The 15,025-nt window shown below is 66.1% G+C and carries 12 protein-coding genes; 9 read left to right on the top strand and 3 right to left on the bottom strand.

Annotated features, from left to right (window positions below):
* Positions 1 to 120 precede the first annotated feature (120 nt).
* Complete coding sequence (locus tag LJ737_RS04635) at positions 121 to 2,787, top strand: TonB-dependent receptor plug domain-containing protein (protein ID WP_227763335.1); 2,667 nt, start codon at positions 121 to 123, stop codon at positions 2,785 to 2,787.
* A 122-nt stretch (positions 2,788 to 2,909) separates the two neighbouring features.
* Positions 2,910 to 4,193 (top strand): M16 family metallopeptidase, encoded by a 1,284-nt coding sequence (locus LJ737_RS04630; protein WP_227763334.1) that lies wholly within the window; start codon positions 2,910 to 2,912, stop codon positions 4,191 to 4,193.
* Between the two features lie 116 nt (positions 4,194 to 4,309).
* Here LJ737_RS04630 and LJ737_RS04625 read toward each other — a convergent pair whose 3' ends face one another.
* The 3 genes from LJ737_RS04625 to LJ737_RS04615 form a co-directional block, all read right to left on the bottom strand.
* Positions 4,310 to 4,783 carry a hypothetical protein gene (locus tag LJ737_RS04625; protein WP_227763331.1) on the bottom strand — a complete coding sequence of 158 codons (474 nt, stop codon included), beginning with the start codon at positions 4,781 to 4,783 and terminating at the stop codon, positions 4,310 to 4,312.
* A 128-nt stretch (positions 4,784 to 4,911) separates the two neighbouring features.
* Positions 4,912 to 5,244 (bottom strand): hypothetical protein, encoded by a 333-nt coding sequence (locus LJ737_RS04620; protein ID WP_227763328.1) that lies wholly within the window; start codon positions 5,242 to 5,244, stop codon positions 4,912 to 4,914.
* A 54-nt stretch (positions 5,245 to 5,298) separates the two neighbouring features.
* On the bottom strand, positions 5,299 to 5,679 hold the full coding sequence (locus tag LJ737_RS04615) for a hypothetical protein (RefSeq protein ID WP_227763327.1): 381 nt from the start codon (positions 5,677 to 5,679) through the stop codon (positions 5,299 to 5,301).
* A 128-nt stretch (positions 5,680 to 5,807) separates the two neighbouring features.
* On the opposite strand from LJ737_RS04615, the gene pheS reads away from it, so the two are divergent.
* The 7 genes from pheS to LJ737_RS04580 all read left to right on the top strand — a co-directional run bounded on the left by pheS (position 5,808) and on the right by LJ737_RS04580 (position 14,730).
* Positions 5,808 to 6,848, top strand: a complete 1,041-nt coding sequence (gene pheS, locus LJ737_RS04610) for a phenylalanine--tRNA ligase subunit alpha (RefSeq protein WP_227763326.1) — start codon at positions 5,808 to 5,810, stop codon at positions 6,846 to 6,848.
* A 507-nt stretch (positions 6,849 to 7,355) separates the two neighbouring features.
* Positions 7,356 to 9,506, top strand: coding sequence for a glycoside hydrolase family 97 protein (locus LJ737_RS04605; RefSeq protein WP_501993662.1), 2,151 nt, complete (start codon positions 7,356 to 7,358; stop codon positions 9,504 to 9,506).
* A gap of 78 nt (positions 9,507 to 9,584) precedes the next feature.
* A complete protein-coding gene (locus LJ737_RS04600; protein ID WP_227763325.1) occupies positions 9,585 to 10,877 on the top strand; it encodes a sugar MFS transporter in 1,293 nt (430 codons plus the stop codon).
* Positions 10,878 to 11,039: 162 nt separating this feature from the next.
* Positions 11,040 to 12,176, top strand: coding sequence for a TlpA disulfide reductase family protein (locus tag LJ737_RS04595; protein WP_227763324.1), 1,137 nt, complete (start codon positions 11,040 to 11,042; stop codon positions 12,174 to 12,176).
* Between the two features lie 408 nt (positions 12,177 to 12,584).
* Positions 12,585 to 12,788, top strand: coding sequence for a hypothetical protein (locus LJ737_RS04590; RefSeq protein ID WP_227763323.1), 204 nt, complete (start codon positions 12,585 to 12,587; stop codon positions 12,786 to 12,788).
* The gene (locus LJ737_RS04585; protein ID WP_227763322.1) at positions 12,788 to 13,669 is read left to right on the top strand and encodes a UDP-2,3-diacylglucosamine diphosphatase; all 882 of its coding nucleotides are present in this window, start codon (positions 12,788 to 12,790) and stop codon (positions 13,667 to 13,669) included. Before LJ737_RS04590 ends, LJ737_RS04585 begins: the two co-directional genes overlap by 1 nt.
* Positions 13,670 to 13,683: 14 nt before the next feature.
* A complete protein-coding gene (locus LJ737_RS04580; RefSeq protein ID WP_227763321.1) occupies positions 13,684 to 14,730 on the top strand; it encodes a glycosyltransferase family protein in 1,047 nt (348 codons plus the stop codon).
* Positions 14,731 to 15,025: the final 295 nt, after the last annotated feature.

Genomic DNA, 15,025 nt, shown 5'->3' with positions numbered 1-15,025 from the left:
GGTTCGGGGGAAAGTGGCGGCAAAGGTAGGAGGTTGGGCCGAAGGCCAGAGCCTGATGTTGCAGGCGGAAGCTTGGCTGGCCTGCCCGAGCGTCGTAGTTTTGGCTGATTGACCGTATCCATGCACCGATTTATCCTTCTTAGCTCCTGCGGCCTGTTGGTGGCCCCGGCCGTCAGCGCCCAGCAACTACCCCTACCCGACTCGGCCGCGACGCGGCCGGCCACCAACGTAATAACCGCCCGCGGGCCGGCGGCGGAAGCGCTGCTCACGGCCCAGCCGCTGCTCAGCCAAGTGGCCGGCGTGCAGGTGACGCCCTACTCCGGCGCGCCGGGTGCGGCGGCCGCCGTGTACATCCGCGGGGCCTCCTCGGTGCTGCTGCCCGCTCAGCCGCTCTACGTGGTCGACGGGCTACCTGCCTTCAACCTGCCGCCCACGGCCCCGGGCCTGTATTCACTAGTTGGCGACACGCCGGGTGCGGCGGAGTTTGTCAGTCCGCCGCTGCTGGGCATTCCAGTGGAAGACATTGCCAGCGTGGAAGTGGTGAAGGGCGCCGCCGCTACGGCCGCCTACGGTAGCCAGGGCAGCAACGGCGTCATCCGCATCAGCACCCGCCGCGGGCAGGCCGGGCGGCCGCTGCGCCTACGCTACGCGGTGGCCGGCGGGGTGCAGCAGGTGCGCCAGCGCTACGAGCTGCTCGACGCGCAGCAGTACGCCACCCTGCTCAACGCCATCGTGACTCACCGCAGCTCTTCGAGCAGCCCGCCTTACTCCGACCAGCAGGTGAGCCAGCTCGGCCGGGGCACCGATTGGCAGGACGAGCTGTTTCGCACCGGCGCCGTGCAGCGCCATTTTCTCAGCCTCGACGGCGGCAACGACACCACCCGCTACTACTTTGCCGCCGACTACCAGCGGCAAAGCGGCGTGGTGCAGCACGGCGGCCTGACGCGCTACGGCCTGCGCGCCCGGCTGCAGCGGCAGCTGACCGCCCGCCTGCGCGCCGACGCCGGCCTGAGCCTGAGCCGCAACACCCAGCGCCTGCCCGCGCCCGAAGCCGTGGCCGCTGCCCTGCTGGCGCCGCCCACCGCGGCGGTGCGCCGGCCCGACGGCCGCTACAACCAAACCCAGCCCGTTACCACCGAACGGTTTGCCAACCCGCTGCAACTGGCCGAGTGGGCCTACCGCCGCCCCACAACGCTCTACCTGCTGGGGCAGCTGGGTCTGGAGTACCAAGTGTCGCCGACGCTGCAGCTCACGGCCCGCGCCAACTACGCCCGCCAGGAATTGCGCCAGCAGGACTACGCCGCCGCGCCCGTGGGCTACGTCAACGCGCTCTACAACCCGCCGCTTTACACGGAATCGGTACGGACACTTGGCCTGCGCAACTCGGTCCGCAACTACAACGCGGAGGCCACGGCCCGCTACGAGCGAAACTGGGGCCGGCAGCACTGGCTGGCCGCCGAATTGCGCTACCTGCACCAGGGCTGGGGCCGGCAGCAAGATGCCGAAATACTTTACGCGCCCGGCTCAGTAACTGAAAAACTTGACTGGCAGCACCTGAACAGCGCCACGGCCACACTGCACTACCGCCTGCGTGGCCGCTACGATCTGACGGCCAGCCTGCGGGCCGACCGGCGCCGCAACGGCAGCCCGGCCCAATCCGAGCAACAAAACCCGCCGCGGACTTATTACCCCGGCGCGCAGCTGAGCTGGCGCTTGGGCGAGGAACCCTGGCTGCACGGCTGGGCCGGCCTCAGCCAGCTGACCGCCTGGGTGGGCGTCGGGCAAACGGGCACCTTCGGGCAGCTGGCGGAGCGGACGTACGTGGTCCGAGGCGCTTCCCTGGGCCCGTTTGACTTTCAGCGCCTTACCCAGGCCGAAGCCGGCCTGCGCGCGGGCTGGCTGCACGACCACCTCGTGGCCGAGCTGACGGCCTACCAGCGCCACAGCCGCCACGTGGCCAACCTGGCTACGCTCGTCGGCAGCGCCGGCCTGTACACCACGCTGTTCTACGATTCGCAGGTGCATAACCGCGGGCTGGAGGCCACTATGGCCGCTACCTGGCAGCTTGGACCCGGGCTGACGGGCACTACCAGCCTGGCAGCCGCCCTCAACGACAACCGCGTAACGCGCGGACCGCAGCCACCAGCCGTGCAGCCCGGTCAGCCTGCGGCCCAGGGCCAGCCGGTGGCCGGTTTCTTCGGTGTGCGGCAAGATGGGGTGTACCCCGCGGGCTCGTCGCAGGCCGGCGCCGTCCGCTTCGCCAACGGCGGGCAGTCGGGGTACCTGGGCAATGCGCTGCCCCGCCAACTGTTCAGCTTCACGCAGCAGCTGCACTGGCACCGGTTCGGCCTCGATGCCCAACTCGATGCCATGCGCGGCCACTACGTGCTCAATGAGCTGCTAACCCGGCTTGACTTTACCAGCAGCGAGCTAAACCACCGCACTCGCGCCCTCGATTATTGGACGCCGGCCAACCCCAACACCATTATCCCCGCCCCAGGCGCGCCTCCAGTGAGCCTGGCTGGGCTCAGCAGCTTCGATTACAACGTGCGCAAGGCCGATTGCCTGCGCCTGACGCAGCTGGCGCTGAGCGTGGAACTGGTGCGCACCGACCGCCGCCAGTTGAGTTTCTGGGCTGGCGGCCAAAACCTATGGGTGCTCACCGCCTACCCCGGCTTCGACCCCAACGTAAGCAGCGCCGGTAATACGCCCTACGACGCCGGCCGCGACAACGGCGCCTCTCCCCTGCCCCGCACCTGGCTGCTGGGCCTGAACGCCAGCTTCTGAGCCCGCCGGTCCCCAGTTCTTCCCGCTGGCGCCCGGGCCGCAGCCGGTTCGTCGTGTTAGCCGAACCCGGCGCCGTTTTCGTAGGTTACTGCCTTGGTAGCCGCCCCACCCCTATTGCTTCTATGATCAACTTCCAGGAATTTACCCTTGCCAACGGCTTGCGCTGCCTCGTCCACGAGGATTTCACGCAGCCCATGGCCGTGCTCAACGTGCTCTACAACGTCGGCTCGCGCGACGAAGAACCGGCGCACACCGGCTTTGCCCACCTCTTCGAGCACCTGATGTTTTCGGGCTCGGTGAACATTCCGAGCTACGACGAGCCCCTGCAGCGCGTGGGCGGCGAAAACAACGCCTTCACCTCGCCCGACATCACCAACTACTACCTCACCCTGCCCGCCCAGAACATCGAAACCGCGTTCTGGCTGGAGTCGGACCGTATGCTGAGCCTGGCCTTCAGCGAAAACGGGCTGGAAGTGCAGCGCAAGGTGGTCGTGGAGGAGTTCAAGCAGACCTACCTCAACCAGCCCTACGGCGACGTGTGGCTGAAGCTGCGGCCCCTGGCCTACCAGCAGCACCCCTACCAGTGGGCCACCATCGGCAAGGAAATCAGCCACATCGAAAACGCCACCATGCAGCAGGTGCGCGACTTTTTCGCCAAGCACTACTCTCCCTCCAACGCCATTCTGGTGGTGGCCGGGCACGTGAGCCTGGCCGAGGCGCAGCAGCTGGCCGAAAAGTGGTTTGGGCCCATTCCGGCGGGCACCCGCTACGAGCGGCAACTGCCCCGGGAGCCGCGCCAAACCGAAGCCCGCCTGCTGACGGTAGAGGCCGACGTGCCGCTCAGCGCCCTCTACAAAGTGTACCACATGCCCGGCCGCACCGACGAGGACTACTACGCCGCCGACCTGATGAGCGACGTGCTCGGCCGGGGCAAATCCAGCCGGCTGTACCAGCGCTTAGTGAAGGAGCAGCAGCTGTTCAACTCGATTTCGGCCTCCGTCATGGGCTCGTTGGAGCCGGGCCTGCTTGTCATTAGCGGCAAGCTCAACCAGGGCGTGGACTTGGCTCAGGCCGACGCCGCCGTGGAAGCCGTGGTGGCGGAGCTGCGCAGCCACGCCATTGAGGGAGAGGAGCTGGAGAAGGTGAAAAACCAGGCCGAAGCCAGCATTGTGTTCAGCGAAGTAGAACTGCTGAACCGCGCCATGAACCTAGCCTACGCCAAGCTCATGGGCGACGCCAACTTGGTAAATGAGGAAAGCGCCCGCGTGCAGGCCGTGCAGCCCGCCGACGTGCTGCGCATGGCCCAGGAAGTGCTGCGCCCGGACAACTGCTCGACGCTGCGCTACCTGGCCCGCCCCCGCGAGGCGGCCGAAGTGGAAGTCGAAGCCGAGGAAACCCTGGCCTAAGCTGGGCCCATCGGCTTTTCAACACAGGCAAAAAGCCCTTCCGAATAACCGGAAGGGCTTTTTTATGGTCAGGGGTCAGAGCCGGTTGGCGGCAACTCCGGCGCCGCGGTGGCGGGCTATTCGCGGGGGCGCATCGAGGGCTTTTGCTCGATGGGGCGGCCGCGGTAGTCGTAGCGGGTGCGGCTCATCGGGCGCAGGGCCGAGCCCGGGGCCACGCTGGTGCCTTCGATGGGGCGGGCGTCGTTGCCGGCGCCGCCGCTGTAGCCTCCGCCAAAACCGCCCGAGGCAGCCCCGGCGGCGTCAGTAGCGGCGGGCGTGGTGGCCGTGGCCGGCGCAGTTTCGGTGGGCGCCGGCGTGGCAGCAGCGGGCGTACCGGCATCAGCAGCTACGGCTGATTTCGTGGTGGCGGGCTTGGTGCTAGCCGCTTTGGGAGCCGCGGCTTTCTTGGGCGCGGGGGCCGGCGCGCCCCAGCCGTCGTTGCTGCTGCTGCCCCAACCGTCGCTGGATTTGGAAGATTTTTTGGTGGTCTGCGCCTGCGCCTGCACGGTCATCAGGCCCAGTACCAATCCGAGTAATGCCAACCGTTTCATGGTCTGATTCTTTTGTAAGCGTGGTGGGAAAATCTACCGGGGATGTACGCAGGGCGGCCCCAAAGGGCCAGACTGAAAGCAGCCTTTTGCCACTGGCTTCCCCCGAACCCGGCTATGCGCCAAACAGTTCAGCGACGCCGGCTTTTCTTGGTCGCGGCTTTGCCGCCGGCCGAGCTGGTGCCCCCAGCCGACATAGAGGTAGCCTGGCCCTTGGTGGTTTTCACCGGCGTGGAGGTCAGTTTCGCTTTGGGCTTGAGGGGCCGGCCCATGTAGTCGGTGGTCAGGGCCAGGGGGCGGCCGATGCGCATACCCGGGGCCAGCTTCACGTCATCGGACGACTTTGGCTGGTTACGGACGCGGGTGCCGCGGCCGCTGTGGGCTTTGCGGGTTTGGGCCTGGGCCGCGTTGGTGCCGGCCACGAAGAGCACCAGCAGCAAGGGAAGTAGAAATCGGCGAAGCATGGCGTAGAGACTGGGGGTGAGGGGTGAAACAACCCGGCAAGCCGGGCCGGCACGTTAGGGGCGGGTGGTGGCCGGAGCCGTCTTTTTGGTCGCCGGCACGGGGCGGCCGTTGTAGTCGTCGCGGGCGCGCTCCACGGGCGGCACCGGCTCGCCCGGCGCCGCGCTGACGCCCTGCCCGGCAGGCACGGGGCGCGTATCGGTGGGCTGGGGCGAGCGAGTGGGCTTCTTGTAGGTGGAAGGGCGGCCGTTGTAGTCGGTGCTGGCGCGGCCCAGCTCCACAGTTTCGCCCGGGGCCACGGTGGCGTTGCCGTCCGTGGCGGCGCGGGCGGGGGCTTTGGAGGCTGCCGGCGCCGGGGCGGGGCGCCGGGCAGGTGTGGTTTGGGCCAGCAGCGCGGCGGGGAGCGTGGTTAGCAGCAGAGCGAGGAGCAGGCGCATCGGCGGACGGGGCAAGGCGGTGGAATGATGCTTCATACGTAAACGCGCCGGAGTCAGCCACCCGCCGCGGCCCGCGCCCCGGCCGGGGCGCGGTCGGAGCCCGCCGAGGGCCTATCTTTGCAGGACTTATGCAGGACACGATCCAACAGCTTCAGCAGGAAATCGAGGCCTACGACGTCACGACGGCGGCCGGGCTCGACCAGTTTCGCATTGCCTACACCGGCCGCAAGGGCCGCATTGCCGACCTTTTCGACCAGCTCAAGACTGTGCCGGCCGAGGACCGCCGCGCCGTGGGCCAGCAGCTCAACGCCCTGAAGCAGCTGGCGCAGGACAAATTCGACCAGCGCCGCCAGCAGCTGGAGGACGAGGCCGCCAGCCAGCCCGCCGACGCCGGCTACGACTACACCCTGCCGGCGGTGCCCGGCGCCCTGGGCACGCGGCACCCGCTGAGCCTGACCCGCGACGAAATCGTGCGCATCTTCTCGCGCATCGGCTTCAACGTGGCCGAGGGGCCCGAAATCGAGGACGACTGGCACAACTTCTCGGCCTTGAACTTCCCCGAGAACCACCCGGCCCGCGAAATGCAGGACACCTTCTTCCTGCCGCCCGCGGGCGAGGAGGAGCAGAACCGCCTGCTGCGCACCCACACCAGTACCGTGCAGGTGCGCCTGATGCAGAGCCAGAAGCCGCCGATTCGCTCGATTATGCCCGGCCGGGTGTACCGCAACGAGGCCATTTCGGCCCGCGCCCACATGGTGTTTCACCAGATCGAGGGTCTTTACATCGACGAAAACGTGAGCTTCGCCGACCTGAAGCAGACCATCTATTACTTCGCCCAGGAATTCTACGGGGCCGACGTGAAGATGCGCATGCGCCCCTCCTACTTTCCCTTCACCGAGCCGAGCACGGAAATCGATATTTCCTGCCTGATCTGCAAGGGCGCGGGCTGCAACATCTGCAAGTACACCGGCTGGGTGGAAATTATGGGCGCCGGCATGGTCGACCCGAACGTGCTGCGCAACTGCGGCATCGACCCGGAGCGGTACTCGGGCTTTGCCTTCGGCATGGGCCTGGAGCGCCCCACCATGCTCAAGTACCAGATCAAGGACCTGCGCCTCTTCACCCAGAACGACATGCGCTTCCTGCGCCAGTTCGAGGGTATTCACTAAGCGAAGGCTTGCTCGTTTCAACAAAAAGCGCTTCCCAGTCGGGAAGCGCTTTTTGTTGGCCGTGTGGGGCCGGTGGGTAGGCTTATGCCCGTCGACAACGATGACTATTGAACGTCATGCTCAGGTGGCGTCGGCGTGCCGGGGCAGCTCTACCAAACGACGCACCGCCACGGGATTCCGGATGATACTATTAGAATGTCCGCAAGCGAGATGCCTCGACTTCGCTCGACAGGACGGCCTTTTTGGCTTGTTCACTCGGGGTGACAGGTTACCAACTTGCTTGATTAACGAATTGCCTGCATAGCGAAGCAGTAGTGCTGCTTCGCCTCGCTTAGCAGGATGTGTCAAAGCTACGGCGCCGCCGCGCCGTAGCCGCTGCCGCCGCGGGGCGTGAGTGACTGATTACTTCGCACGGCGGGTTTTTACTTGCGTTATTTTTTTATGTTTTATGCTTGCCGCACCTTTGCCCGGCCGCAGCTTTTCCATTCCCACCAATCCGGCCCGTTTATGATGCACCGCGCTACCTCATTCCCACCAACCTTCGCGTTTCGCCCCGCGCAGCTGCTCCCGCTGCTCTGCCTATTGCTGCTCGGTTTCGCGGTCCGCGCCGAGGAAATCAAGTCGCCCAACGGGCAGCTGACGCTGAACTTCGAGCTGCAGGGCGGCGTGCCTACGTACCGGCTGCGCTACAAGGGCCGCGAGGTTATCAAAACCAGCAAGCTGGGCCTGGAGCTGAAAAAGACCACCAGCCTGCTCGGGGGCTTCGCCCAGACGGATAAGCAGACGCGCAGCTTCGACGAAACCTGGACGCCGGTGTGGGGCGAGGCCAAAACCATCCGCAACCACTACAACGAGCTGGCCGTGACGCTCACGCAGGCCGAAACGCAGCGCACCATGCGCGTGCGCTTCCGCGTGTTCGACGACGGGCTGGGCTTCCGCTACGAGTTTCCGCGCCAGCCTAAGCTCGACTACTTCACCATCAAGGAGGAGCGCACGCAGTTTGCCCTGGCCGGCGACCATAAAGCCTTCTGGCTGCCCGGCGACTACGACACGCAGGAGTACAGCACCGTCACCTCCAAGCTCTCGGAAGTGCGCGGGCTAATGAAGTCGGCCGTGACGGGCAACGCCTCGCAGACGCCCTTCTCCCCCACCGGCCTGCAAACGCCGCTGATGCTCAAAAGCCAGGACGGGCTCTACATCAACATCCACGAAGCGGCCCTCATCGACTACTCGTGCATGCACCTGGAACTGGACGACAAGACCATGGTGCTGGAGTCGCACCTGACGCCCGACGCGGTGGGCGACAAAGGCCTGATTCAGACCCCGGCCAACTCGCCTTGGCGCACGGTCATCGTCAGCGACAAGGCCGGCGACATTCTGCTCTCCAAGCTGGTGCTGAACCTGAACGAGCCGACCAAATTCACGGACGTATCGTGGATCAAGCCGGTGAAGTACGTAGGCGTGTGGTGGGAAATGATTACGGGCAAGAGCACCTGGTCGTACACCAACCTGGACAACATCAAGCTGGACTCCGTCGACTACCGGAAGGTGAAGCCCAACGGCACGCACGCGGCCAACACGGCCCACGTGAAGGAGTACATCGACTTTGCCGCCCAGCACGGCTTCGACGCGGTGCTGGTGGAGGGTTGGAACACCGGCTGGGAAGACTGGTTCGGCAAGCACAAGGAATACGTGTTCGACTTCGTGACGCCCTACCCCGACTTCGACGTGCAGGAGCTGCAGCGCTACGCCCAGAGCAAGAACGTGCGCATCATCATGCACCACGAAACCTCGGGCTCGGTGCGCAACTACGAGCGGCACCTCGACTCGGCGTTTCAATTCATGAACAAGTACGGCTACAACGCGGTGAAAACCGGCTACGTGGGCGACATCGTGCCGCTGGGCCACCACCACTACGACCAGTGGCTGATCAACCACTACCAGTACGTGCTGGAAAAGGCCGCCGCGCACAAGATTATGGTGAATGGCCACGAGGCCGTGCGCCCCACCGGCCTGGCCCGCACCTACCCCAACCTCATCGGCAACGAGGCGGCGCGGGGCACGGAGTACGAGTCGTTTGGCGGCAACAACGCCGACCACACCACCATTCTGCCCTTCACCCGCCTCATCGGTGGGCCGATGGACTACACGCCGGGCATTTTTCAAACCAAGGTCAGCGCCTACAACCCGCAGAACAACTCCTTCGTGCACTCGACGCTGGCCCGGCAGCTGGCCCTGTACGTGACCATGTACTCGCCCCTGCAGATGGCGGCCGACCTGCCCGAAACCTACAACAAGCACCTCGACGCCTTCCAGTTCATCAAGGACGTGGCCGTGGACTGGGACGACACCAAGGTGCTGGAAGCTGAGCCCGGCGACTACATCACCTACGCCCGCAAGGCCAAGGGCAAGAGCAGCTGGTTTGTGGGGAGCACCTGCGACGAAAACGGCCGCACCTCGAAGATTGACCTGAGCTTCCTGGAGCCCGGCAAGAAGTACACGGCCACCATCTACGCCGATGCCCCGGACGCGCACTACGAGAAAAACCCGCAGGCCTACCAGATCCGCAAGCTGACGGTGACCCGCAAAACCAAGCTGACGCAGCTGTGCGCCCCCGGCGGCGGCTACGCCATCAGCCTCGTCGAAGCCGGCCGCTAACCATTCGAAAGTGCCGCGTACCGCCCGGGTACGCGGCACTTTTGCGTTATTTCCCCCTTCAACTCTTCCACCCTTCGCATGGCTGCTCCCCTGTTGTCCGCTACCCCGCCGCCCGCGCCGGCCGCTACGCCCGGCGCGCCGCGGCCCAGTTACGCCCCGGCCTTGGCGTCCTTGACGGTGCTGTTTTTCATGATGGGCTTCATCACCTGCCTGAACGACATCCTGATTCCCTACCTGAAGGGCCTCTTCACGCTCGGCTACGCGGAGGTGAACCTGGTAAACTTCTGCTTTTTCGGGGCCTATTTGGTCATGGGCGTGCCGGCGGGCTGGGTAGTCAAGCGCCTGGGCTACAAGGGCGGCATGCTCGTGGGCTTTTTGGTGGCCGCGCTGGGCGCCTTCCTGTTTTACCCCGCCGCGGCGGGCCGCACCTTCGGCCTGTTCCTGGCGGCCTTGTTCGTGCTGGCCACCGGCATCGTGCAGCTGCAGGTGGCCGGCAACCCGTACGTGGCCATCCTGGGGCCGCCCGAAACGGCCTCCTCGCGCCTCTCGCTCACCCAGGCCTTCAACTCGCTGGCCACGTTTTTGGCGCCCATTCTCGGCTCGGTGCTCATCCTATCGCACCTGCCCGACCTGAAAAAGCTCACGCCCGCCCAAGCGGCGGCGCTGGACGTCACCTCGGTGCAGTACCTCTACCTGGGCATCGGGGCCGTGATGGTGCTCATCAGCTTGCTGCTGGGCTTTTTGAAGTTGCCGCGCATCGAGCACGCCCCCGCCGCGCCCGAGGACACGCGCCGGGCTTGGCACTACGGGCACCTGCTGCTGGGCTTGGTGGGCATTTTCACCTACGTCGGGGCCGAGGTGGCCATCGGCTCGCACATCGTGAGCTACCTCAACCAACCGGAAGTGGCCGGGCTGAGCGCGCAGGCCGCCGGCGTGCGGGTATCATTATACTGGCTGGGCGCCATGGTGGGGCGCTTCGTCGGCATCTTCTTGCTGCGGGCGGTGAAGCCGGGCCTAGTGCTGGCCGTCAATGCGGTGGGGGCCGTGGTGCTGCTGCTGATTTCGATTAACACCACCGGGGCGGTGGCCATGTGGAGCCTGCTGGCGGTGGGGCTGATGAACTCCATCATGTTCCCGGTCATCTTCACCCTCGCGGTGGCCGGGCTGGGCCGCCACACCGAAGACGCCTCCGGCCTGCTCTCGGCCGCCATCGTGGGCGGGGCCGTCGTGCCCCCGCTCTTCGGCCTGGTGGCCGACAGCGCCCTGGGCGGCGGCGGCGTGCACGCCCTGCGCCTGGCTTTCCTGCTGCCCGCCGCCTGCTACCTCTACATCTGCTGGTACGGCCTCAAAGGCCACCGACAACGCGCCTGACTCCGTCCCGTTGCCCGAGCCGCGCTTTTCCACCGAAAGCGCGGCTCGGTTGTATATGGGCAGCACCGCCGGGCAACAAATTATGCGTCATTTCTGCCCGGATTTGCGTCATTGCAAGCGCATTCCCGCGTCGTCTAGTTCTATTCCTCTCACCGCTTCCTGATGAAAACCCTACTCTGCGGCAGCCTGGGGCTGCTGGCCCTGATGGGCGCCCAGCCCCCCGGCGAAACCTACGTGCTCAAAGGCAAGCTCGGACCCAAAGCCAACGTGACCAAGGCCTACCTGAGCTACGTGCTGAACAAGCAGCGCGTGACCGACTCGGCCGCGGTGCAAAACGGCGCGTTCGAGTTCAAAGGCTCGCCGGCCGAGCCGCTGGCCGCCCGCCTCACCCTCAGCCACGGCGGGGCTCCGCTCAACAAGTCGGAGGACGTGACCATGGTGTACCTGGAGAAGGGCACCATCACCGTCACCGCGGCCGACTCGGCCAGCAAGGCCACAGTGGCGGGCACGCCGCTGAACGTGGAGGATGCCAAACTGCAGGCCAAGCTCAAGCCGCTGAACCAGAAGTCAGAGGCTTACATCAAGGAATTCCGCGCCCTGCCCAAGGACAAGCAGAGCGACCCGGCCACCGTGAAGGCCCTGGAAGCCAAGCTCGACCCGCTCGACGAGCAGGAGCGGCAGGTGTACACGGCCTACGTGAAGGCCAACCCCGGCGCCCGCTACAGCCTGTTTGCCCTGCCCAAGGCCATCGGCTACTTTCCGAAAGCCGACGAGTTTGCGGCCCTCTACAACGGCCTCACGCCCGCGCTGCGCGCCACGCCCCAGGGCCTGCGCCTCGGCGAACAGCTCAAGCGCGTGCAGAAAACGGCCATCGGCGCCGTGGCCCCCGAATTCACCCAGAACGACCCCGACGGCAAGCCGGTGGCCCTGAGCAGCCTGCGCGGCAAGTACGTGCTGCTGGACTTCTGGGCCTCGTGGTGCGGGCCCTGCCGCCGCGAAAACCCCAACGTGGTGAAGGCCTTCAACGCTTACAAGGACCAGGGCTTCACCGTGCTCGGCGTCTCGCTCGACAAGCCCACCGGCCGCGAGGCTTGGCTCAAGGCCATTCAGGCCGACGGCCTGGCCTGGACGCAGGTGTCGGACCTGAAGTACTGGCAGAACGCCGCCGCCCAGGAATACGGCGTGCAGGCCATTCCGCAAAATTTTCTCATCGACCCGCAGGGCAAAATCGTGGCGGCCAACCTCAACGGCGAGGAGCTGCACGCCACGCTCGGCCGCCTGCTGAAGAAGTCGAACTAGGCAGGGGCAGAAGCCTTATCTAGTCCTCGTAGTACGTCGTGCCGAGCGCAGTCGAAGCATCTCTGCCGCTTCATTTGAACAGGCCCACCAGCCCGTCATGTCGAGCGCAGCCGAGACATCTCGCCAGATAGGACTTTCTTTCTAGAGGATGCTATCCGGCATCAGCCCGCGAGATATTTTGACAAGCTCGACATAACGAACTGATTGACCTCGATTAGCCCGGACGCCGCGCAGGCGTCCGGGTCACCCTCATCGGGCCGGCTGCCGCAAGGTGGCCGGCCCGACTGTTTTTTAGGCGCTGCGGGGGCGTAACCTGGGCCTCATTAAACCATGACGCAAGCGTAACGCCCGCGTCATTACCGCGTAACGGGCCGCGGTGTACTTCGAACCGGATTTAACCCCCTGGTTATGAAGCGCTCCGTGCTTGCTCCTTCCCGCGCTTACCCGGCTTGGCTGCGGCGGGTGGGCTACCTCGCCGTCGAAATGGCGTTGCTGCTGGCCTACCGCACCGGCCGGCTGGTGGCCTGGCAGCGCAGCCTGCACGGCGCCGGCCGGCAGCTGTGGCGCCCGCAGCGCCCGGGGCGCCGCTACCAGCTGCGCCCCACCGCCTGATGAGCCCGCGTCCGAAAAAGCGCCGCGTGGAAGTGGCCGTCGTTTCCGACGTGCACCTGGGCACCTACGGCTGCCACGCCCATGAGCTGCTGCGCTACCTGCGCAGCATCAAGCCGCGGGTGCTGGTGCTCAACGGCGACATCGTCGACATCTGGCAGTTCAGCAAAAGCTACTGGCCCGCCGCCCACATGCAGGTAGTGCGTCACCTAGCGGGTCTCGCGGCCAAGGGCACCCGCATCCACTACCTCACCGGCAACCACGACGAGCTGCTGCGCCGCTTTGCCGGCACCCGCCTAGGCGCGCTCAGCATCGGGAACAAGCTGGTACTCGACCTGCCCCACGGCCGCACCTGGCTGTTTCACGGCGACGTGTTCGACGTGACCATGCGCCACTCGCGCTGGCTGGTCAAGCTCGGCGCCGAGGGCTACGATTTATTGATCCTGCTGAACCGCCTCGTCAACTGGGGCCTGCGCAAGCTGGGGCGCCCGCGGGTGCAGCTGTCCAAGGCCGTGAAGGACCGCGTGAAAAGCGCCGTGAGTTTGGTCAGCGACTTTGAGCAGACCGCCGCCACCATTGCCATCGACGAGGGCTACCAGTACGTGGCCTGCGGGCACATCCACTGCCCCGACATCCGGCGCGTGACCACGCCCCGGGGCGCAGTCACCTACCTGAATTCCGGCGACTGGGTGGAAAACCTCACCGCCCTTGAATACACCGCCGACGCCGGCTGGCGCCTCTACCGCTACGCCGACGACGCCGCGCTGCAAGCCACGGAGGCTAGCGAAGAAGAAAACAACCCGCTCGACCACTCGCCTGATTCGGCCGCCCTGCTCGACAGCCTGCTGGCCGAATTCCGCATCCACCGCAGCCCGAACTTTTAACTCTCCATTTTTAATTGACCTCGCCCCGCATCCTCTACGCCATTCAGGGCACCGGCAACGGCCACCTCGCCCGCGCCCTCGACGTGGTGCCGCTGCTGCGGCAGCGCGCCGGCCGCCTCGACGTGCTGGTGAGCGGCCCGCCGGCCGATTTGCCCCTGCCCTTTGCGGTGCGCTACCGCTGCCACGGCCTGGGCTTCATCTTCGGCAAGAAGGGCGGCGTGGACTTCGCCCGCACCTTCTGGCAGCTCCAGTCGGCCCGGCTGCTGCGCGAGATTGAGCAGCTGCGCGTACAGGACTACGACCTGGTCATCAGCGACTTTGAGCCCGTGTCGGCCTGGGCCTGCCAGCTGCGCGGGGTGCCCTGCGTGGCCCTGAGCCACCAGAGCGCCGTGCTGCACCCACAGGCTCCGCGCCCCCCGAAACCGGACCTGATGGGCCGGGCCGTGCTGCGCCACTACGCCCCGAGCACGGCCCAGTACGGCTTTCATTTCCAGCCCTACGCCCCGGGCATCAGCACGCCCGTTATCCGCCGGCAGGTGCGCGAGCTGACCCCGCAGAACGAGGGCCACTACACGGTGTATCTGCCGGCCTTCGACGAGGCCACGCTGGTGCAGCGCCTGCGCTACCTCAGCCGCGCGGTGCAATGGGAGGTGTTCAGCAAGCACAGCCCGCAGGAGTCGGAGCACGGCAACGTGCGGGTGCGCCCGGTGAGCGGCGCGGCCTTCCTCGACTCGCTGGCCCGCAGCGCCGGCGTGCTCTGCGGGGCCGGCTTCGAAACGCCCGCCGAGGCCCTGTACCTGGGCAAAAAGCTGCTGGTGGTGCCCATGAAAAACCAGTACGAGCAGCAGTGCAACGCCGCCGCCCTGGCCGGGCTGGGCGTGCCGGTGGTGCGCAGCCTCAAGGACAAGCACCTGCCTGCCCTCGACCACTGGCTGCACCACGGCCCGGTGGTGCCCGTCGACTACCCCGACCAGACCGCCGCCGCCATCGACAAGCTGCTGCTGGAGCAGCTGCCCGCCGGGGTGCGGCCGGTGCTGCAACCAGCAACTGCACTGATGTGACGCGCTGGAAAAAGAACGTCATGCCGAGCTTGTCGAGGCATCTCGTGGGCTCGTTGAACGATGTACCAGAACGCCATGCTGCACCTGCCGAAGCATCTCTACCGAACGATGGTAGAAAGGCGAGTTAACGAAGCGGTAGAGATGCTTCGACAAGCGCGGCATGACGTTCTAACTACTCGTTGCAATGCTAGCAGGCGAGATGTCCGGGCTGCGCTCGGCATGACGGAGACGGGCTGATTCACCTGTTCACCTGACTAGCCGATTCACCTCCTCCGAGCATCCACCGCCCGCTTTC

Source organism: Hymenobacter sp. 15J16-1T3B (assembly GCF_020711235.1).
GTDB lineage: Bacteria > Bacteroidota > Bacteroidia > Cytophagales > Hymenobacteraceae > Solirubrum.
This window is presented reverse-complemented; position numbering and strand designations above follow the sequence as displayed.

Excerpts from the sequence above, each read along its gene's own strand:
- pheS (WP_227763326.1), top strand. The coding sequence starts at position 5,808 with ATGCAGGACACGATCCAACAGCTTCAGCAGGAAATCGAGGCCTACGAC.
- LJ737_RS04590 (WP_227763323.1), top strand. The coding sequence starts at position 12,585 with ATGAAGCGCTCCGTGCTTGCTCCTTCCCGCGCTTACCCGGCTTGGCTG.
- LJ737_RS04620 (WP_227763328.1), bottom strand. The coding sequence starts at position 5,244 with ATGCTTCGCCGATTTCTACTTCCCTTGCTGCTGGTGCTCTTCGTGGCC.
- LJ737_RS04625 (WP_227763331.1), bottom strand. The coding sequence starts at position 4,783 with ATGAAACGGTTGGCATTACTCGGATTGGTACTGGGCCTGATGACCGTG.
- LJ737_RS04635 (WP_227763335.1), top strand. The coding sequence starts at position 121 with ATGCACCGATTTATCCTTCTTAGCTCCTGCGGCCTGTTGGTGGCCCCG.
- LJ737_RS04585 (WP_227763322.1), top strand. The coding sequence starts at position 12,788 with ATGAGCCCGCGTCCGAAAAAGCGCCGCGTGGAAGTGGCCGTCGTTTCC.
- LJ737_RS04600 (WP_227763325.1), top strand. The coding sequence starts at position 9,585 with ATGGCTGCTCCCCTGTTGTCCGCTACCCCGCCGCCCGCGCCGGCCGCT.
- LJ737_RS04595 (WP_227763324.1), top strand. The coding sequence starts at position 11,040 with ATGAAAACCCTACTCTGCGGCAGCCTGGGGCTGCTGGCCCTGATGGGC.
- LJ737_RS04615 (WP_227763327.1), bottom strand. The coding sequence starts at position 5,679 with ATGCGCCTGCTCCTCGCTCTGCTGCTAACCACGCTCCCCGCCGCGCTG.
- LJ737_RS04605 (WP_501993662.1), top strand. The coding sequence starts at position 7,356 with ATGATGCACCGCGCTACCTCATTCCCACCAACCTTCGCGTTTCGCCCC.
- LJ737_RS04630 (WP_227763334.1), top strand. The coding sequence starts at position 2,910 with ATGATCAACTTCCAGGAATTTACCCTTGCCAACGGCTTGCGCTGCCTC.